This window comes from Erysipelotrichaceae bacterium 66202529, from assembly GCA_017161075.1.
Taxonomy (GTDB): Bacteria; Bacillota_I; Bacilli_A; order Erysipelotrichales; family Erysipelotrichaceae; genus Clostridium_AQ.
In genome coordinates this window covers 304,396-323,355 of the sequence record CP046174.1, presented here as the reverse complement: position 1 = coordinate 323,355, position 18,960 = coordinate 304,396, and the positions used below count along the sequence as shown (strand labels likewise).

At 41.4% G+C, this 18,960-nt stretch carries 17 protein-coding genes and 1 other annotated feature; of the genes, 3 read left to right on the top strand and 14 right to left on the bottom strand.

Translation table 11 applies throughout. The annotated features are described in order from the left end of the window. Positions 1–12 precede the first annotated feature (12 nt). The 7 genes from GKZ87_01495 to GKZ87_01465 all read right to left on the bottom strand — a co-directional run bounded on the left by GKZ87_01495 (position 13) and on the right by GKZ87_01465 (position 9,043). Positions 13–348 (bottom strand): hypothetical protein, encoded by a 336-nt coding sequence (locus GKZ87_01495; GenBank protein QSI27846.1) that lies wholly within the window; start codon positions 346–348, stop codon positions 13–15. Positions 349–942: 594 nt separating this feature from the next. Beyond that, positions 943–1,803 (bottom strand): peptide chain release factor N(5)-glutamine methyltransferase, encoded by an 861-nt coding sequence (prmC, locus tag GKZ87_01490; protein ID QSI24268.1) that lies wholly within the window; start codon positions 1,801–1,803, stop codon positions 943–945. Further along, positions 1,803–2,876 (bottom strand): peptide chain release factor 1, encoded by a 1,074-nt coding sequence (prfA, locus tag GKZ87_01485; GenBank protein ID QSI24267.1) that lies wholly within the window; start codon positions 2,874–2,876, stop codon positions 1,803–1,805. Before prfA ends, prmC begins: the two co-directional genes overlap by 1 nt. A gap of 1,310 nt (positions 2,877–4,186) precedes the next feature. After that, positions 4,187–4,957 carry an SIS domain-containing protein gene (locus tag GKZ87_01480; protein QSI24266.1) on the bottom strand — a complete coding sequence of 257 codons (771 nt, stop codon included), beginning with the start codon at positions 4,955–4,957 and terminating at the stop codon, positions 4,187–4,189. 173 nt (positions 4,958–5,130) lie between these two features. Then, positions 5,131–6,456, bottom strand: coding sequence for a 6-phospho-alpha-glucosidase (locus GKZ87_01475; GenBank protein QSI24265.1), 1,326 nt, complete (start codon positions 6,454–6,456; stop codon positions 5,131–5,133). A gap of 56 nt (positions 6,457–6,512) precedes the next feature. Continuing rightward, positions 6,513–8,087: a PTS alpha-glucoside transporter subunit IIBC gene (locus GKZ87_01470; GenBank protein ID QSI24264.1), complete on the bottom strand. Its 1,575-nt coding sequence runs from the start codon at positions 8,085–8,087 to the stop codon at positions 6,513–6,515. Between the two features lie 629 nt (positions 8,088–8,716). Then, positions 8,717–9,043 carry a hypothetical protein gene (locus GKZ87_01465; protein QSI24263.1) on the bottom strand — a complete coding sequence of 109 codons (327 nt, stop codon included), beginning with the start codon at positions 9,041–9,043 and terminating at the stop codon, positions 8,717–8,719. A gap of 313 nt (positions 9,044–9,356) precedes the next feature. On the opposite strand from GKZ87_01465, the gene GKZ87_01460 reads away from it, so the two are divergent. Further along, a complete protein-coding gene (locus tag GKZ87_01460) occupies positions 9,357–9,893 on the top strand; it encodes a flavodoxin family protein (GenBank protein QSI24262.1) in 537 nt (178 codons plus the stop codon). Positions 9,894–10,406: 513 nt separating this feature from the next. Here the strand turns inward: GKZ87_01460 and GKZ87_01455 are convergent. After that, the gene (locus GKZ87_01455; protein ID QSI24261.1) at positions 10,407–10,598 is read right to left on the bottom strand and encodes a hypothetical protein; all 192 of its coding nucleotides are present in this window, start codon (positions 10,596–10,598) and stop codon (positions 10,407–10,409) included. Continuing rightward, positions 10,599–12,572, bottom strand: a complete 1,974-nt coding sequence (gene metG / locus GKZ87_01450) for a methionine--tRNA ligase (protein ID QSI24260.1) — start codon at positions 12,570–12,572, stop codon at positions 10,599–10,601. Between the two features lie 34 nt (positions 12,573–12,606). Continuing rightward, positions 12,607–12,814: a binding site (T-box leader), on the bottom strand. A 364-nt stretch (positions 12,815–13,178) separates the two neighbouring features. On the opposite strand from metG, the gene GKZ87_01445 reads away from it, so the two are divergent. Further along, positions 13,179–14,429, top strand: coding sequence for a hypothetical protein (locus GKZ87_01445; protein QSI24259.1), 1,251 nt, complete (start codon positions 13,179–13,181; stop codon positions 14,427–14,429). A gap of 13 nt (positions 14,430–14,442) precedes the next feature. Next, positions 14,443–14,682: a hypothetical protein gene (locus tag GKZ87_01440; protein ID QSI24258.1), complete on the top strand. Its 240-nt coding sequence runs from the start codon at positions 14,443–14,445 to the stop codon at positions 14,680–14,682. Between the two features lie 190 nt (positions 14,683–14,872). Here GKZ87_01440 and GKZ87_01435 read toward each other — a convergent pair whose 3' ends face one another. The 5 genes from GKZ87_01435 to GKZ87_01415 form a co-directional block, all read right to left on the bottom strand. Further along, the gene (locus GKZ87_01435; protein ID QSI24257.1) at positions 14,873–15,703 is read right to left on the bottom strand and encodes an aminopeptidase; all 831 of its coding nucleotides are present in this window, start codon (positions 15,701–15,703) and stop codon (positions 14,873–14,875) included. Between the two features lie 13 nt (positions 15,704–15,716). Then, the gene (locus tag GKZ87_01430; protein QSI24256.1) at positions 15,717–16,037 is read right to left on the bottom strand and encodes a nucleotide pyrophosphohydrolase; all 321 of its coding nucleotides are present in this window, start codon (positions 16,035–16,037) and stop codon (positions 15,717–15,719) included. Between the two features lie 193 nt (positions 16,038–16,230). Continuing rightward, positions 16,231–16,554: a hypothetical protein gene (locus GKZ87_01425; GenBank protein QSI24255.1), complete on the bottom strand. Its 324-nt coding sequence runs from the start codon at positions 16,552–16,554 to the stop codon at positions 16,231–16,233. 585 nt (positions 16,555–17,139) lie between these two features. Next, positions 17,140–18,654 carry a histidinol-phosphatase gene (locus GKZ87_01420; GenBank protein ID QSI24254.1) on the bottom strand — a complete coding sequence of 505 codons (1,515 nt, stop codon included), beginning with the start codon at positions 18,652–18,654 and terminating at the stop codon, positions 17,140–17,142. Next, positions 18,632–18,943 (bottom strand): hypothetical protein, encoded by a 312-nt coding sequence (locus GKZ87_01415; GenBank protein ID QSI24253.1) that lies wholly within the window; start codon positions 18,941–18,943, stop codon positions 18,632–18,634. The genes GKZ87_01420 and GKZ87_01415 overlap by 23 nt, the downstream gene beginning before the upstream one ends. Positions 18,944–18,960: the final 17 nt, after the last annotated feature.

The window sequence follows — 18,960 nt, the reverse complement described above, 5'->3', positions numbered from 1 at the left end:
ATACTTCCTTTCCTAGTGTCCCTTATAACCGCATTTTGAGCAGGTATTCCCTGACCCCATCATGGCACCGCAGTGCGGACAGATATTTTCCTTTTTTCGAATTTCCTTATCCAGTTCTCTTACAAATTCCTGCTGTATTCTCTTTCTTCTCAGATTCAAACGACATAGAAAAACGGCAGTCAATATCATAAGAATACATACAAGCAGGCTGATACAACTCATCCAAAACGGATATGCTTCCATGTATGTATAGCATGCAAATATACCGAACAACAGTGCTATAAGAACACAGAGCGCAAATGACAGCCAGCGCTGCTTCAAACTGAGACGTGAATAGTTATGCTTCATGGTTATTCCTTCCTTCATTCCTAATGCATCCCATAGCCTATAATTCATGAGTACCTGATCCCGATTCTGTCCTCATTCGGGTTATATTATAAAATATTTTCAGGCGGTTGAACAGGAATTTTTTCATTATTTAAAATTGTAATCCTTATGTTTTGAGTGAAAGCGCTCCATGTAAACATTCCTTACTATATATTGTGCTGCTTCCTTTTCATTCACTGATTTTCATATTGCATATTGTCATAATTATCGGATTCTGTAAAAGAGAAGATAGTCGAAGTATCCCGTGCACAAGCAGCATCCAATATTGTTATGCCTTCACAATATCATATAATACAAGAGCTTTTTAGTATGACTGAAAGCATCATCATGCACATTGAAAGGATTGGTATTCCTTAAGGATGCACACACATGTAGAATCAGGTGCCCGAGAAAAGAATTCAGGATATAAATTACATGGAGACTGCCTTTTACTTTAACACCCGTCTCTTCCATTTGTTTAAAAGGAATACACGACACCGTTTTTTATCGAAAACACTGCATTTCAGGTGAGCAGCAAACACATTTACAATCATAAAAGGTACCCGTGTGAGTACCTCAGTTATCTATATGCAGATATACAAACAGCATGCGGTTCTTACCGCTCATATCCTTTAAGACCTCGATGCGTGCATCCGGAAAATATTTTTTTACTTCCGCACACAGAGCTTCCTTCTGGTTATATCCCATTTCAAACGCCATCATAGAGCGATCCTTCAAAACCCTAGCGGCATGTTCAAAAATAATGCGATAGAATTTCAGACCATCTTCTCCGCCAAACAACGCCACATGCGGCTCAAAGTCAACAACACTATGCTCCATTTCCTCCTCACGTGGTATGTAGGGAGGATTGCTGATGAGAATGTCCACCTTCAGATTTCGGTCAATCAACGGCTGCAGCATATCTCCTACCATGAAATTCACAATCGCTTCATTATCGTCTGCGTTCTTTTTCGCAACAGCAACAGCCTGTTCACTAATATCAGTAGCCATCATATGCAGATTCGGCTCCTCCTTTTTCAGTGAAACAGCGATTGCACCACTCCCGGTTCCTATATCAACAGCCGTTACATTCTCCTGCGTGGAAAAATGCTCATCATAGGCAGTCAAAATATTGGCAACCAGTTCTTCTGTTTCCGGTCGTGGAATCAATACATCCTGATTCACAGTAAAGCGATAGCCGTAAAACCACTCAAAGCCAAGCACATGTCCCAAGGGTACTCCCGTAAGCAAACGTTGGATGCCTGCTTCATAGGCAGTTTCCAACTCTGCATCCATTTCCTCGTCGAATTCCATGTACAGATTATGTGCTTCCTTATTCGTCAGTTCCAGTAAATACAGTAAGGCTGACTGTTCACCATAGCCTGCTTCCTCCATTCGCTTCTGGGCATTCTTCAGTACCGTATGATATGTACTCATTATTTTTCCCCTGCCAGCTTTGCCTGCTGATCGGCACTCAGCAGCGCATCCAGCAGATCCTGCATTCTGCCTTCCATGATACGATCCAGCTGATTAACCGTATAGCCGATGCGGTGATCCGTTACACGGTTCTGCGGATAGTTGTAAGTACGGATTTTTTCAGCACGATCTCCGGTACCGATTTTGCTGCGGCGTTCTACTCCCTGTTCTTCTTCCAGCTTACGCTGATGCTCCTCGTATACACGGGAACGGATTGTCATTAAGGCAGTGGCGCGGTTTTCATGCTGGGAACGGCCATCCTGACACTTAACAACGATGCCTGTAGGCTTATGCACGATACGCACTGCGGAATCGGTTTTATTGATATGCTGTCCACCAGCACCGCTGGCACGCATGGTTTCCACTTCCAAATCGTTCATATCAATATCGAAATCCTCGGCTTCAATTTCCGGAGTTACCAGAACTGTTGCAGTTGAGGTATGAATACGACCCTGGCTCTCTGTCTTTGGAACGCGCTGTACACGGTGACTGCCGGATTCAAATTTCAGCTTTCCATAGACACCGTCACCCTTTACCATAAAGGATACCAGTGAAAAACCGCCGGCCTCACAGTCATCCATTTCCACAATTTCAATCTTCCAGCCCTGGCTTTCCGCAAATTTGCTGTACATACGGTACAGGTCACCAGCGAAGATATTTCCTTCATCTCCACCGGCTGCCCCACGAATTTCTACGATGGCATTATGAGAATCGTTTGGATCCTTTGGAATCAAAAGAATTTCCAGCTTTCCGAGATATTCTTCAATCTTCGGCTCGAGCTCCTCAATTTCCATCTTCGCCATTTCCTTGATTTCTTTATCTTCCTCCATCAGAAGTGCTTTGGCATCCTCTAATGCATTCACACTGTTTTTATATTCCGTGTAGGTCTCTACCACCTGTGTCAGATCAGCCTGCTCCCGGCCAAGCTTTGCCAGCATTTTGCTGTCTGTTACGATTTCGGGTGACATCATCATTTCATTGATTTCATGATAACGGTTTACCATTCCTTCGAGTCGTTCTATCATTACACTCATACTATACCTCCTACGAGTTCTTTCTACTCAGTATGCCTGAAAAGCGCATAAATATCCTTATATACTATATCATTGAACAGGAAAATTGCAAAGAGTAAAATACACGAATCCATATACTGCATCAGCATTTTTATGAGATTCGAGAAGATATCGGAAACAAGGAAAAGAAATAGCAAGCCCTTTTCACAAATTGACTATGATAAGATGATTGACGATATTCGTTTTCATCAATTATACTGTTCCTGCAGTGCATATGTTACATTCATAAAACATGCATATCATATAAAATATTTAAAATTTGACAATCACACATAGAGCCTGCATGCTCTTCATTTTAAATGTAAAAGCTGTGGCAGAACACGCCATCCCGCTGTATCTCTTACTCACAGCTTTCATTATTCTGTCAGATTCACATCATACAATATCATTCATGTCTCTCCCGGATTCTTCATTCCTCACTTGGCAGAATCCTGATATCTCAGAACGTGACATTTATTATGCTCACACACAATATAAAGCATTCTGACATCAGCTGTTACTCGCTATTTTGGAAGACAGTCATGGCACAGAGTCGCATCCTTGATTATAATTTCGATATAGATCATGTCATTTGGTGGTACGAAGATCATGAAATAAAAGAATTTGTTTATGTATATAACTCGATCTTAGCTTTTATGAAGAAGCTTATTCGTCATATCCCTGACGAGCTGTCAAAATGATTTGCTATAGTGGGAGTTATGCAACGAAGGAAAAAGGTGACAAAGATGATTGAAAAAATGGTATCCTATAAATATTCAGGTTTAGTTAAAGAAAATATGCATATCGTCAACATGTAATTGCTACTTCCCGCATTGACCCTCTTTGTGTAAATGCGGTCATGAAATGCAGTTTGTTACAGCTTTTTCCCTAGCGGTTAGGTGAAACAGATAAATGAAACGTGGAGCTTTCTATGACTGGAGATCGATCTGTGATCCATATGGTGTGGTTATGTAATACCTATGGATATTGATATTGCTTATGAAGTCGTGCGCAAAAAGATGGATAAAGGAAAAAGCGTATTATACGGGTATTGTATAAACTGTGAACATATCATGTATCTAGAAGGTGGTTTAGACAAACTGGAGAAATAAATTTTCTATCACCAATATCTCAGTATCACCTATAAGGGATTTTGTGTTTTCTTTCTATTTTTTCTTTCTTCTTTATATGCTATTTATACATATACAGCTGTATATAGCTAATATTCATAGACTATGCAAGTTCCTTCAATAAAAACTTTCCTATCAAAAGAAAAAAACCGCTAACTGCGGTTATCGAATACCATCCTGCTTCTGTTTATATTGGGAATAGCGCAGAAACAGCAGCTCTGCCAGTACAAAATACAAATTTGCTGCCTCGTGTAAAATATGATTGCCAATCATCACCTGTGAGGTTGTAATATAAATACTTTTTGTACACTTATGTGCCAGCTCATTGTTTTTTAGCCGTGTCATGGATATTGTCGCGATGCTTCGAAGGCGCAGCTGCGATGCAAACTCATTGATCAGCTCCCCTTCTCCACGCAGTGAAATCAAAATAACAACATCATCACGCTTTAAAAAGGGCAGAACCATTTCCGTTTCCTTTTCACCCGAAAGGACATAGACAAATTCCCCGCAATACAGAAACATACGCTGCAGCTCTCTTGCCACAGAGTCCTGCAAAGCTCCTGTGCCATATACAAAAATACGTCCAGAGCGATATAGCATTTCACAAATATCTGTAAAATCACGCTCCCGAAGCTCGTCAATGGCATACTTGCTCGTATCGCACACGTGTTCAATCAGATGCTCATCAACCACCATATCATCATCCGGGCGGTTCTCCCAACTCAGATACACCTTCAGTTCACTGTATCCCTTCAGCGACAGCTTTTGGGCAAAGCGCAAAATCGTGGTTTTGGAAACATGACAGCGCTGTGCAAGCTCAATGATAGACAGATTCTGGCATTCCTTTCGATTTGCCTGTATGTAGTCCCAAATGTACAAATCATTAGAAGACAGTTCCTTATAATGCTGATTCACAAGCTCTGCAAGTTTCATGATCCTTCACCTCATTCTCTACGATTATATCATGAATTTAATCATACGCCAGCAAATCTGAAAAAGATCACGGTATTCTTATACACAGTACAAGAAAACACCCGTATTCGTATGCGTATACAACCACGGGTGTTCTTCTATATATCTATAACATAAGTGATTCTTTTGTATCCTTATTTTAATTCCGGCCAGTAATCCTTATTTGCTTCGATTAGATCATCCAGAATCGCCTTTGCGACACTTGCGCTAGGTACCATGCGGCTCAGCGTCAATGCCTGCCACAGCTTCTGATAGCTCTGTTCCGCCCATGCTTCTACGACCAGCTTTTCCACAGCGACCTGCTGCTCCATCAATCCCTTCTGGAACCGTGGAATATCACCAATGCATAATGCCTGCGGGCCCTCGCTTCCCACCAGACAAGGTACTTCAACCATTGCTGTCGGATCAAAGTTTTGTACAGCACCGTTATTTTCCACAATCAGCAGCATCTTTTCCTTTGTATTATATGCCAGGGCACATGCCAGATCGACAATATAGGATGCATGCTCGTCGATATGAAGATCAGCTCCCTTACTGCTCTGTGCCTCTGCAATCTTGCGGCATTCTCCAAATACGAATTTTTCACGGCCATCCATTACCTGGTTGGCACGGGTATAAACAGGGTCGGTATGCTCTACCACATAATCCGGGTAGAAGTAATATTTCAAATAGGTATTAGGCAAAGTATTCAGATCCAGCGCGTAGACATCTCTTGCCTTACGGAAGGTATCTGTCCAGCTGTCATCCGTATGCTGATACATTTGTGCTTCCACACAGTATCCCTTTTCTTTGATATGCTCCTTTAATGCAGGCATCAGATCATTTCCCGCATGATCCTTAATGCTTGTCCACCAGCCAAAATGGTTGAGTCCGTAATAGGAGATATCCATATCCTTTCTGGAATTCAGATGCAGGATTTCCGCCATATGGCGTTCAATTCCGATTGGCATATCACAGATATTCAGAATACGGGAGTTTGGACGCAGCTTTCTTGTCGCCTCTGCTACGATTGCGGCAGGATTGGAGTAGTTCAGCATCCAGGCCTGTGGTGAATATTTCTCCATGTAATCCACCAGCTCCAGCATTGCGCCAATGGAACGCATACCGTATGCAATTCCTCCCGGGCCGCAGGTTTCCTGTCCAACAACATTGTATTTCATCGGAATTTTTTCATCCAGCTCACGCATTGCATATTTCCCTGCACGAATATGCGCCATGACGAAGTCAACATCACAAAAGGCTGTTTCCGGATCAGTTGTCGCCAGAAAGCTAATTTCCGGATTTCGCTCGCGAATTAAAACCTCACATGCGTCCGCAACAATTTTCTGACGCTGTGCATCATTATCATAAAATTTGATAGAGCGAAGCGGAAAGCGTTCAAGGTGACTCAGCAGCATCAAAACAATACCAGGCGTATAGGTGCTTCCTCCTCCTGCTATCAGTATTGAAAATTTCTTCATATCAGTATCCTCCTTATCAGCCGTTGGTAAAGGCTGTTGTTATTAAATTTTGCTCGTTATTCTCTTCCAAGCAGAAGCTCTGCCTGCTCTCTTACCTTAGGAACATCCAGACCGATGATAACCTGAATGGATGTACCGTTTTTCACGAGTCCGATAGCCCCGTATTTTTTAAATTCTTCCAGACTCTGAACTGCTTTTTCATTCTTTACAAGCAGACGCAGACGTGTCGCACAGTTGCTGATTTCCAGAATGTTTTCTCCACCGCCCAGTGCAGATAGTATGCCGTTTACATCAAAGCGGTCACTTCCGGTACTCTTTTTCTCATCCTTCAATGCCTTATATTCATCCTTTGTTAACAGCTTGGCATCTTCATCCACGGCTTCTCTTCCCGGCGTAGCGTAATTGAATTTCAGGATCATAAATTTAAATACAAAATAGTAAATCGCGGTAAAGGCAACACCGATGACAAGCATCCAGACATACATCATTTCATGATTTTTAAACAATGGTATCAAATTCAGGAATATGATGTTGGGAATACCCTGACCGAAGTTACCAATGACGCCAAACAGCAGCATAACGACCGCAAGCAGTGCCGACAGTACAGAATAAACAACATAGAGCACAGGGGCAACAAACAGGAAGGTAAATTCCAGCGGCTCAGTAATACCGGTCATCATCGCAGTCAGACAGGCAGGCACCATTAGAGCAACTACCATTTTCCTTTTTTCCGGACGCGCTGTTTTATAGAAGGCAAGGGCAACACCGATGACACCGAAGATTTTCGCAAGCTCACCATTGGAGAAGCCTCCCAGCGGATACAGCTCAATTAACGGTTTGGATGAATTGACGAAATCCGGCAGGTGCTGCGCCCAGTAGGATATCGTACCACCATCCACGATGACGTTATCAAACAGAACCGGCGCATAGATAAAGTGATGGACACCAAATGGCAGCAGCAGCTTCTGTAACAGATTATATGTAAACAGACCCGTAGCACCGCTCGCTTTGAAGAAGCCCTGCAGACCCAATCGAGCGGACTGCACATGCGGCCAAACAAGCGCTATCAGAATTGCGACCGGAATCATGACGAAGAAACCAATCATGACAACAAAGGCAGACCCTTTGAATACACCAAGATAATCCGGCAGCTCCAAGTCATAGAACTTATTGTGCAGATATATTGCGATACCGGCAATCAAAATCGCTCCGATCATTCCGGTATCCAGCGTTTTGATACCGGCAATCATGGCAAGACCGCTAGTACCGCCTACCTCTGCGGCAAAATCAAAGCCCAGAGAAGATCCGAACTGGTTTAGAAATTCACTGACAAAGTAGTTAAACGTGATATAGATTACAAAGGTTTCCATGCAAGCTCTGGCATTCTGCTTTTTTGCAAGCGCAATCGGCAGAGAAACTGCGAACAGGACCGGCAGCTGATTGAATACCGTATTTGCGCCGGCACTAATCATCGCCCAGAATTTGTACCATATGGATTCCGGATTCGCCAGATCCCCCATGATCTGCGGATTCATACAGGTCGTCGCAAGGCCGACCATGATACCGGCAAAGGCAAACAGCAGTACCGGTGTAAACATGGCCCCTCCAAATTTTTGAATCTTCTGTTTCATAACATCCTCCAATTCTCCCAATTACATGTAAAGGTTTTCATTAACACCGCTATTGTAACGTAAAAGCCTTACCAATCACAAGCAATCCGGGCAGTTTCGTCCCAAGGTCGCAGAACTAGGAATTTTTCCCTTTTTACAGGAAATTTCCCAGAGAAAGTCAGTTTAGCTAACGTTTGTGGGAGACATATACCGCAACTCGTAGTTACATCATTTCACATATCACACAAAGCATATGAAAAGCCGCAGATTTTCTCTGCGGTTTTTCATGATATCCTTATGTATTCCGTAAATGATTATCTGCTTTTTGGAAATACATGGCGCATTGCCTTGTATCCAACACCTACCAGAAAGGCAGTGGCAAGCAGAACAGACATTGTTTTTTGAGTCATGCGGTCAGCCTCCTTTTGTTACTAACAGTATATCGTATAAATCTTATCGATACCATACGAATTCCTTACTCTATCCTTACACTTTTGTCATGGTTTTTCTTAACATTTACAAAAGAAGCACTTCCTTGTGTCTGCATTCTGCTGTTTGGAAGCTGAAACTGCTTATAAGCATCGTGTACAAGACCGTTTTATGCATACAGTAGTACCCCTGAATCATAACATTCATATCCGTTACCTTTTTCAGACCGTCTGATAACACATAAGCTCTTTTGTATCCGTATAATATATGATTTCTTTTCCTAAAGCTCTTGCGAAATCAATTTCACCCTGTGTGCTGCTGCCTATATAATGGTTGATATCGACGACTAGAATAGCATCGGATATACGTATTCTTTCTTTATGCATCCTGCCAAGCAGTTCTTTTTCCTCTCTTGTATATCCTGTATGATTTGAATCTGTCGGGTATACAATACTTAACATAAAATTTCCCCTCAGCGTCATTTTCTCTGTGATTTTCATTATCTCGTCCTTAAACTTTAGGCTTCCGCACACTGTGATAATTTTCATAACTTTCTCCTCATTGAATGCTTATTATCTCATCTTTGATAAGCGTTCATATTAAATTTCATCTTTTCTACAAAAAACAATTTATTGCATTTCTTCTAGTTCAACAAGTCTATTTCATATAGTAACAGAGGTACTTCTCAGCATATTTTTTAATAACGACTGCGACTGTATATACATGTAACATCCTATATCATTTTTCTCATTTTGTAAACTACAGCCATAATCAGCGCTTTAGATTTTGAATATTGTCCCTTGATTTACAATATCTGTATGTAATGATATTATATAAGAAAGAGGAAAAGGAGAATAGCAAATGAACATACTCATAATCAATGGAAGTCCGCATGTGAAAGGCACTTCTGCACTGCTAATGGAGGAATTTATACGGGGAGCACAGGAAAAGGGACATACAATCCATGTATTTCATGCAGCTAGGGAAGAAATTCATCCATGTATTGCCTGTGATTCCTGTCGTACAGCAAACAATGGCTGCGTGTTTAAGGACGGAATGGAAAAGCTAAATCCGATGCTTGCGGATGCAGAACTGGTTGTGTTTGTGACACCATTGTATTATTTTGGAATGAGCGCACAGATCAAAGCGGTATTTGACCGCTTCTATGCGAACAACAGTACATTACGGGAACAGCAGAAAAAAACCATTGTGTTAGCTACATGTGGCGATACGGAGGACTGGACATTTGATGCATTAAAGCATCACTTTGAGGATGCTTTCCGCTATATGCAGTGGACATGCATTGGTAGTGTGTACGCATTGGGAATGTATGTTAGAGAGGATATAGAGCACTCCGTTTATCCAAAAGAAGCGTACGAGCTGGGGCGCAGCTTATAAGTGACGAAAAGAGGAGATATGAATTCCTCTTTTTATTTACTTTATCACGCTATTCTACTATCATTTTAAATTACGAAAATAATATTCGATGCAGGAGGTATTTTTATCAACACATTAACACATCATACATTTTCATAAAACAAATGAACATTATCCAAAATTCCATTCCTGTTATTTTTATGATATCTTCCGGTTTGTCAATAAAGGGATAGATGAAGAAAGCTAGATGCAACCAGCTTTTCTACAAAGAATGGTGGATTTCAAAAGACAATTTAATGTAATTTGTGGGTTTTCGTTAATGTAATTTGTGGTAAATCATTAAAGTGATTTGTGCTTTTTCATTGATGTAGTTTGCGGTTTCTCATTAAAGAACTCTGTGCTTCGTTAATATATTAAATGGTCAATACTATATAAATACAGCAGCTATCTCCTTCCTTCGCGCTCATTCTTATCTCACAACAAAAAAGACTCCATCTCTCTTATCAACAAAAAATGGAATCTTTTTATTATCCTCTACTTTTCTTCCTGCTTTCGATATGCTTTCGCAAATAATACCAGACGTAAACCTCCAACAATCAGCAATGCCCCGCCTATAACAGATAACACAATCTGATCACTGACAATACCATAATAGATAAAGAAACAGGAAATCTGACATACGAATATCGATGTCAGTAAAGCAGGCAATACCGTTTTTGTTTGCAATTAGCTCACCTTCGTTCCGTTCGGCAAATCCTTAACAATTGTTACAATATCCAGATCATCCTGATTGCTTGCACATAGAATCATACCCTGACTCTCTACACCGCGCAGCTTGACCGGCTTCAGATTGGTCACAACGATGACCTTCTTTCCAACAACATCCTCTGGTGTGAAATTAGCGGCAATACCACTAACAATCTGACGGGTTTCCTCCCCCAGATCAATCTGTTCCACCAGAAGTCTGTCTGCTTTTGGATGCTTTTCGGCAGAGAGTATCGTCCCAACCTTCAGCTCCACCTTTGTGAAATCCTCAATTCCGATCTGTTCAACAGCCGTATCTTCTTTTTTAGCTTCCTTCTTTGCTTCCTTCGCAGCCGCTTTTTCTTCCTTCTTGCGGTCTGCCTCCAGTGTTTCCATAAATTCCTTTGCATCAATTCGTGCAAACAGAATTTCCGGCTTTCCTTCCACTGTATGTCCGCATTCCAGCATACCAAATTCCTTCAAACTGTCCGCATCACGCTCGGATGTACTCAGCTCCTCGAGAATTTTTTCTGCAGTTTCCGGCATATAGCTGCTCAGCAGTACGGCAGAGATACGGATACATTCCAGCAGGTTATACAACACAGTTGCCAGACGATCCTTCTTCGCCTCATCCTTGCCAAGCACCCATGGCGTCGTTTCATCAATATACTTATTGCAGCGCTTCAGCAATGTAAAGATTTCATCAATCGCTTCCCCGACATGCAATGTTTCCATTTTCTTCTCCACACGCTTTGGTGTATCCAGTGCAAGAGCAATTAGCTCCTTATCGATATCCTCCTGCTCCAGCGGATTGGAAATCACGCCGTTAAAGTATTTATTCTGCATGGAAATGGTACGGTTAACCAGATTTCCCAAAACGTTGGCTAAATCAGAATTGATACGCTCTACGACCAGATCCCATGTGATTGTTCCATCCTGTGCAAACGGCATTTCATGCAGTACAAAATAGCGCACGGCATCCACGCCAAAATAATGTACCAGCTCATCTGCGTAGATCGCATTCCCTTTGGATTTGGACATTTTTCCATCTCCAACTAGCAGCCATGGATGACCAAATACCTGCTTAGGCAGCGGCTCACCGAGTGCCATCAGCATAATTGGCCAGTAAATCGTATGGAAGCGCAGAATATCCTTACCGATGATATGTACATCGGCAGGCCAGTATTTCTTATACAGCTCTCCATGATTTCCATCAGCGTCAAAGCCCAGAGATGTGATATAGTTGCTTAACGCATCGATCCATACATAAACAACATGTCCCGGATCAAAATCTACAGGAATTCCCCACTTGAAGGAGGTACGGGATACACACAGATCCTGCAGACCCGGCTTCAGGAAGTTGTTGATCATTTCGTTCTTTCTCGATTCCGGCTGTATAAATTCCGGATGATCCTCAATATGCTTGATCAGACGCGGTGCATATTTCTGTAAATTGAAGAAGTAAGCTTCCTCGCTTGCTTTTTCCACAGGCCGCCCGCAATCCGGACATTTTCCGTCAACTAACTGACTTTCCGTCCAGAAGGATTCACATGGCGTACAATATAAGCCCTCATAGGTGCTCTTGTAAATATCGCCCTGCTCATACAGCTTCTTAAAGATTTTCTGTACCTGCTTTTCGTGATAATCATCCGTCGTACGAATAAAATAATCATACGATGTGTTCATCATATCAAAATTTTTGCGCACAATTCCGGCAACTTTGTCGACGAACTCCTTCGGTGTGACTCCGGCTTCCTTTGCCTTTTCCTCGATTTTCTGTCCATGCTCATCCGTACCTGTCTGGAAAAATACATCATAGCCCTGCTGGCGCTTATATCTTGCGATTGCGTCCGTCAGTATGATTTCATACGTATTTCCAATGTGTGGTCTACCGGATGTATAGGTAATCGCGGTTGTGATGTAGTATGGTTTTTTGTTGTTACATTCCTTACACATAATCATATCCTCCTTATATAAGAAAAAGCCCCCGCCAAAGGACGAAAGCTTCGTGTTACCACCTTTATTCATGCACGCATACGCGCACACCTCATTTGCCGTTAACGCCGACCTGCGGTTTTCCCTAATTATTCAGAAAAACGGTTCCAGGGCCATGTTCACTTGTTCTTCATGAGAATTTACACCAGCCATTCTCTCTCTCTGCCTTGGATACAAGCTACTCTTCCTGTCATTACCTTTGTAGTATCATTATATAGAATTCTTCCCGCAAAGACAAGAAAAAATACAGAAACTTACCAAAATCTTGAATATAAGAGTTATGGATTGTAAATAATCAAATGATAGAAATTTCAGCAGACATTATGTATCCTTTTTATATATCGTAGGCTTAATCACTAAAGTGTCATGCTTTCTTTTGTAGATCATATACCTGCTTTCGTCTTTGTACAACGTATACTATTTCATAAGCATTGGATACAAAACATCTTTTGATGATATAAATCTGAAGGATACCGTCCTATCTATAAGGAAGGCTTATATCATCACCAGGGTATACGTTACGCAAACGGTGTGCTATTATATAAAAAGGAAAAAGAAGGTGTCTTCATGAAAAAAGTCGGACTGGCTCTGCTTTGTCTGCTTCTCGCCTGTGGAGTAAACGCAATGATACTGTTTAGCGTCTGGAATCAGTTTCAGCCAAAAGCAATTATCGGAAGCAGCATACAGACTACAAAAACGGATTTAAAGGAAATTACAACAGAATGGTTTCATGATTTTTTTAAGCAATATGAAGGTATTACGGTCCCCTTTGCATATCGTATCAAAGATAAACGTATAAAATCTATTGAAGTATTAAACAAAGACGGCTACGTACAGTTGGATTATGAGTATCAACCGGTAAGTACAAATATTTATATTGTCGCTTATTACAACGCAACACTGCAGGAGAACGGCTGGTATCTGTCTCAGCTCGTTTTGAAAATTGATAAAACAGCCCATGGATACAAAATAAGTGATAAAATGTCCCCGGTTCAATATCAGATTAAAGTGGATCATACACTCCGTGAACCTCATACAATACAGTATGCAATGGCTGATGAAAAGGAAACCTATGTTTTTCATGACAGCAAGCTGTACGTTACCTATGATAAAGGTACAACACTTCTGGAGGTTCCCGTTCCCTATAAGGATATTGCAGGCACCAATAATGAATTGTATAATGAGCTCTTACCGGCACATGGCTATATCGTCACCAAAGCCTTTACCGCATTTATCTGTTACGACGATGACGGCAGCTATATGTTATACAGCAAAGATGCAGGCAAGAACTGGAACAAAAGCAGAATACTTCCAACCAGCTATCGTGGAGAAACTCTTTATCTGTCAAAAACAGAGAATAGCTGTTATATAACAATAGCAACTGACCGCTCCCTTGGTCATGAATATTACAGTACCTATAAGAGCACTGATTTGAAAACATGGAGCTATCTGGATGGTGAAGCATTCCAGGAAAAGAAAAATGTAAGCTTTGTATCTGATGGCACTGCCTATATTGGCGCGGGTACCGATCAGAATCAAAATCCGCTGGTATATTATACAAATGATGATGGTAAAACCTATACAACACTAACATTGCCCGGCTATGAAACAGAGTATGTAAATAACAAAATCAAACCATTTATCCTTATGGAATACGCATACCGCAAAAAGGGTAAAACCTATATAGTTGTCGGACAGGGGAATGATGGTGATTATATGAGAAACAATATTCGTTATAAAGGACTTTATGAATCCGATGACGGAATCACCTTCCGCTTTAAGAAGGAAATTGATGATTCCCCTAAGCTGGCAGGATAAGGAGGAAAGGTTTATGAAATCGTATATCAGATATGGCAGTATCATTCTCATGCTTCTTGCACTTATCGTGTTTGGCTATCAAATGACCTGTAGTGCAGTACTGTTAATCTATTACAGGGATTATAAAACAGCCGTGTATTTTATTATAAAGGGAAGTCTTGCGGCTCTTTTCTTCCTTCTTCTGTTTTATCAAAAGGAACTGAATACGCTGTACCTAAAACATAAAGCAGCTACATCAGGCTCTCTGCGATAAACGTTCACATACAATAAAAAGCTCTCTACAACGGTACTGTCTGATAGAGAGCTTTTTACATGTAAAATAATTTCTTGCCGCTGAAAGACTTCCACTACCAATCTTCTTCAGCCTTGTGTGTATCTTTGCTGTTAAATGATTAAGAAAAATATCTGTTTCACAGCGTTGTATTCTCTGTGTTCTTACGCATTTAGGAAGCAAATGCATTGCTTACCTTAATAACAAAGCGAAGATACCGGTATACCTCATCATAGCTGTTCTTCTGTATGCGTACCATACAATCAGACATACGGGTAACGCCATCCATACGGGAAACAAAATCTGCATTGCGTTCCTGATGAAAGGTGATGTCCACAGTATATGGTTTTTTTATCACTGCAGGCGATTGCACGCATAATGCTTCCATGGATGAAACTGCGCGCTCATAGCGTTCCTCCAGCATCTGCCAGCTGCAGGAAAGAGCACACTGTGAGGAAATTGCCTTTTTGGTTTCTACATAAGCAAACGGCATATGCAATTCTTCCTTTAACTGCTCCTTTAGAAGATCATCCCCGCTGACCAGCACGACAGGAACACCATATTCCCAGGCAAGACGGGCATTGATTCCACTTTCTCCAAGCTCCTCACCATTAACGGAAATGCTTCTAACAAGTGATCCCCAAATAGTATGCGCCATAACGCCATGTGTGTTACTACGGCAGTGATAGCCAATAAAACATACACCGTCAAAAGAGCCGTCCAACCCCTCCATCATACCATATTCCTTATATGCTCCATTGCTTACCACCAGGCAGGCACGCGGATCCAGCCGGGATGCGCTCAAATTATCCATAGTGCCGTGACCGTCATTCACCACAATCTCCTCTGCCCCTGCTGTAAACAGCTTGTCAATCAGCAGATTCACCTCCGCAATCATGTGGGTGCGATATTCCTCATATTCGCTGCCGTTTTTTGCAGTATGCGCAAATGCTCCATTTCCCCATATTCCTTCGATATCCGCAGATATATACAGTTTTTTCATAGCTGCCTCCTGCTTATTCATATGCATCGTATTTTGCGGCGTTTCCTCTGGCTTTTTCTACAGGATACTTCTTTTCATTCTTTTCCATTTTATCCAGTATGATTTGTTCCATATCCACATGCAGCTTATCTGCCAGCTGCATACTGTAAATCATCACATCGGCAAGCTCCTCACATACCGCGATATGATTATACTTCTCCGCTTCCCATTGAAAGCATTCCAGCAGCTCCCCTGCCTCTATACAGATAGACTTCGCCAGATTATCCGGGGTATGAAACTGATCCCAATCCCGATCCTCTACAAACTTTCTTACTCTTTTTATTGCTGCTTCCATAGTATACCTCTTTTCTTTTATCCTCGTTATCGATCAACAATGCCATAGCCGCATGTGACCAATTTCGTGGACTTTACAGCGCTATTGTATCATAGATCCTGTCAGACGTGTATTCCCGCATCTACCAGTAACCAATATATGTCATTTCACCGTATGACTTCATATATCTTCGAAGCTCCGTGCACCTTTTTTTTCATAAAGGATTTTTATGAATACCCTTCACAAAGCTGCCAATCAGAGCTATTAAGAGCATCAGATACAGAAGCATAACAAAGGCCATAAGGAACATACATTCCAGCTGCCTGTCATATCCCTTTGTTGTTATGATCCAGATAAGAACAACTGCCAATACTATATGATTTAATCTGCCCCAAATAAGATAGCGTTTCTCATATCTCTTCTGCTTTTTAAACCAAGAAAGCAGACCTATTGTTAGTATCACAATAATTGCCAAGCCATTCATCAAGATTGTTAGTATGCTATCGTTGCGTAACATTTCATCAAGGTATGTATTCATAAGATATCCCTTTCCAGCGGTATGTAGATGTGGTTCCACTAGCATACGTGCTTATGTATGTATATGCTATTTAAATTGTATATTTATTCCGTATCTTCAGTTCACAATACAGGTAAGTGTCCGTATTCAACAATATTATTTATAGCATACATTATGCATCGGGTAAATAGTGGAAACCTTAAACCTTCTTAATTTGAATGTATTGCATGGGAATTTAGCTTTTTCATGCAAACTGAACAAACAGCCTGATGTATAATCAAGATGTGCCGCTATATGTGACTTGGGGTTTATGTGTTACAGTTCAGATAATTCCCCCCTATATTTATGAAGTCTGTTGTTTTGAATGCGCATGCCGGATAAGAAATCAGCAGCCTTCCTTTGAATGGATATGATACAATACATATTCAATTTTACACAAAGAAACAGCATTTTGGATGCATAGAAAAGGTGAAGTGAAGGAATAGTCCTTCTTTAACAGATTTACAGTAATGCAAATGAAAGAAACAAACAAAACACGAAGACCATTCCACAAGCAAAGTAAAAAAAGACAGAACACTCTCTAAGAGCTCTGTCTTTTCTACCTTCTTACATACGTGCATGCAGCATCATATCGATTAAGCCTTCTGCTTCTTTTGGACAATTACACCTTCCTATGCGTGTAATTCCTTCCATATTATAGAAGCCGCTTCCTGCACTGACGAGCAGCTTGCGGTCAGTAGCCAGCTTCAGCAGACTTGCCATTTCCTTCTTTGTATGCATCGGATGGAATACCTCTATTCCCTGTACGCCTAATTGCAATGCCTCATGCAGCAGCTCCGGCTCCTGCACCAGCAGTTTTCCCGGATGGGCAAGTACAGAAATACCGCCTGTCAGTTCAATTACATCCAATACATCCTTAAGATATGGATATTTCACCGGAACATAGCAAGGCTTACCATAGGCGAAATAATCTTTATTTAAAGCACGCCAGCCAAATTCATCCCTGCGATACGGCTTCAAAATTGCACAATCCTCAAATTCCGGACGATTTAACACATGCTTGGCGATCAACTCACCGCTCAAACGCTGAAACCGATTGCTTTTCAATAGGCGTTCTTCGTCAATATTGCGTCCTAGTAAGGATTCAAATCTGCGAACCCTATCAATACTTGCACGCTTCTCATTTACAAGACTTTCATTTTCAATATGTGCAAATAATTCACTGCTATACTGAATGAAATAGCCTAACACACGTACCCTGCGGCCATGTAAATCACAGTTGATTTCAATACCCGGAATATACGTAACCCCATACAGCTCGCTCATTCTTACCGCGATGCTGTTCGCCTTTGCGCAATCCAGATCCGTTATGGAAATCGTCTGTATTCTGTTACGCTTTGCATACTGGAAAATCTCCTCAACGTTATATTGTCCACGGTCAGAAAAGTTGGAATGAATATGCAGATCCATGGTATTCATTATCATATCCGGCTGCTCCGCAGGCTTTGGCTGTGGCTTTACATTCTCCGGTACTGCTTCTTTTTGTTTTACAGGAGCTGCTTTTTCAAGTGCAACAACGCGTGTTCCCAGAATCACATCAATCAGTGAACGATGACGGCTGTCAGCCAATGTAAACAATCCGTTTAAGCCCCAGTAAAGCATGACGCCAAACGCATTTGTAAAGTACATCAGTATAATAAACGGAATATCAAAGCCTGCCAATTCTCTCAGTAACAGCTGTTGGCGGCTGGCTTTTCTTCCGCTTTTCTTAACTACCTTGAAACCAAACATCCGCATACCGACGCTTTGACCTCCGGTCTGCCTGTATATATAGCTGTTAAGAAATAAGATTGATATGACAAGCAGAACCCCAATAAATATACTGATGAGTTTGATACCGGATATACTGATGATATTTCCCAGTACAGCCAGTAAAATAATATTCCATAAGGCAATCGGGCATAGCATAATGCTAACATCCATACAGAATGCAAGCAGCCGATTCTTACTGTCCTGTGCAGTTAAAGGGCGAATACCGTCCACAGCCAGCTGATATGTTTTTCGCTTTCCCGGTGTTTTCCTCATTTTTTCCATGCTTTCACCTGTTTTCCTTCTCTTCATATGTTAAAATCCCTGCCTTCACACAGAGCCAGCCAAGCAATCCCGATAATACAAAGGATACGCTCAGTATATAAATAAATTTGATATCAATCGTTCTTCCCTGCAAAAAGCGCAGACTGCTGCCAACAGCCGCTGCCACCGACAGCAACGGTATCAGCATATATTTTTTCAGACTCACGGCATCCAGCTGATATTGCGTCTGACATGTTGGACAAGTCAAATGCACATAGCCTTTTATCACATGCAGCTTGATGGGACTGCCGCATTTCACACATGTAAATATCTTCATTCTGTTTAACCTCACAA

Bases quoted from the DNA above. Each gene is read 5' to 3' on its own strand.
- GKZ87_01440 (QSI24258.1), top strand. From the start codon at position 14,443: ATGAAATCGTATATCAGATATGGCAGTATCATTCTCATGCTTCTTGCA.
- prfA (QSI24267.1), bottom strand. From the start codon at position 2,876: ATGAGTGTAATGATAGAACGACTCGAAGGAATGGTAAACCGTTATCAT.
- GKZ87_01430 (QSI24256.1), bottom strand. From the start codon at position 16,037: ATGGAAGCAGCAATAAAAAGAGTAAGAAAGTTTGTAGAGGATCGGGAT.
- prmC (QSI24268.1), bottom strand. From the start codon at position 1,803: ATGAGTACATATCATACGGTACTGAAGAATGCCCAGAAGCGAATGGAG.
- GKZ87_01460 (QSI24262.1), top strand. From the start codon at position 9,357: ATGAACATACTCATAATCAATGGAAGTCCGCATGTGAAAGGCACTTCT.
- GKZ87_01475 (QSI24265.1), bottom strand. From the start codon at position 6,456: ATGAAGAAATTTTCAATACTGATAGCAGGAGGAGGAAGCACCTATACG.
- GKZ87_01470 (QSI24264.1), bottom strand. From the start codon at position 8,087: ATGAAACAGAAGATTCAAAAATTTGGAGGGGCCATGTTTACACCGGTA.
- GKZ87_01495 (QSI27846.1), bottom strand. From the start codon at position 348: ATGAAGCATAACTATTCACGTCTCAGTTTGAAGCAGCGCTGGCTGTCA.
- GKZ87_01465 (QSI24263.1), bottom strand. From the start codon at position 9,043: ATGAAAATTATCACAGTGTGCGGAAGCCTAAAGTTTAAGGACGAGATA.
- GKZ87_01480 (QSI24266.1), bottom strand. From the start codon at position 4,957: ATGAAACTTGCAGAGCTTGTGAATCAGCATTATAAGGAACTGTCTTCT.
- GKZ87_01415 (QSI24253.1), bottom strand. From the start codon at position 18,943: ATGAAGATATTTACATGTGTGAAATGCGGCAGTCCCATCAAGCTGCAT.
- GKZ87_01425 (QSI24255.1), bottom strand. From the start codon at position 16,554: ATGAATACATACCTTGATGAAATGTTACGCAACGATAGCATACTAACA.
- GKZ87_01445 (QSI24259.1), top strand. From the start codon at position 13,179: ATGAAAAAAGTCGGACTGGCTCTGCTTTGTCTGCTTCTCGCCTGTGGA.
- metG (QSI24260.1), bottom strand. From the start codon at position 12,572: ATGTGTAAGGAATGTAACAACAAAAAACCATACTACATCACAACCGCG.
- GKZ87_01435 (QSI24257.1), bottom strand. From the start codon at position 15,703: ATGAAAAAACTGTATATATCTGCGGATATCGAAGGAATATGGGGAAAT.
- GKZ87_01420 (QSI24254.1), bottom strand. From the start codon at position 18,654: ATGAAGAGAAGGAAAACAGGTGAAAGCATGGAAAAAATGAGGAAAACA.